The sequence below is a fragment of the uncultured Sulfitobacter sp. genome (assembly GCF_947499945.1).
In the GTDB taxonomy this organism is placed as follows: Bacteria; Pseudomonadota; Alphaproteobacteria; order Rhodobacterales; family Rhodobacteraceae; genus Sulfitobacter.
In genome coordinates, this window is sequence record NZ_CANMQD010000021.1 from 1 (window position 1) to 726 (window position 726).

The 726-nt window shown below is 53.7% G+C and carries 1 protein-coding gene; it reads left to right on the plus strand.

All coding sequences use genetic code 11. The features are described from left to right. Positions 1-726: benzoate/H(+) symporter BenE family transporter (locus Q0775_RS19930; RefSeq protein WP_298865406.1), on the plus strand; the 726-nt coding region annotated here is incomplete at both ends.

The following is a 726-nucleotide window of genomic DNA, read 5'->3' on the forward strand; positions in this document are numbered from 1 at the left end:
ACCCAACTGACATTGGGAGAAATTGTCGGTGCGTATTTGCTGGTTGCTCTGGCATTGATCCTGCTGGGCTTGTCGGGCCTTTTCGAGCGTTTGGTCCAGTTTTTGCCCCCCAGTGTGACCGACGGTATGATGGCGGGTATTTTATTCGGATTCGGATTGAATGCGGCACGCAGCCTTGCTGCTGATCCGGTGATTTTCACTGTTCTGGTTGTTGCATTTGTCCTGCTCACCGTTCTTTTACCGCGTTATGCGATCATCTGCCTTGTCGGCATTGCGATTGCATTGACTGCAACGGTGTTCGACGCACCGATTGGTGACGTTGGTCTGGCATTTGCATCGCCCATGCTGGTTCAACCTGTGTTCTCGATGGCTGCGGTACTGGGCCTTGCAGTTCCACTCTTCATCACAACGCTTAGCGGACAGTTCTTGCCGGGCATGGCTGTTCTTCGGACTTATGGTTTTGAAGCGAAGTCGCGTGGTGTTCTGGTGAGCGCTGGGATCGCCTCGGCTGGAGCGGCATTTTATGGTGGCGTTACGGTTGCTTCGGCGGCGATCACTTCTGCCTTCTTCGCAAGCGAGGCATGTAACCCCGACCGGAGCCGCAGATACATCGCAGGTGTTGCGGCGGGTGTTTTCTTTTGTTTAGGGGGCATTTTTGCAGGCACGCTTGTGGATTTATTGATCCTGATTCCTACAGCGATGATTTCAATCCTCGCAGGTCTTGCG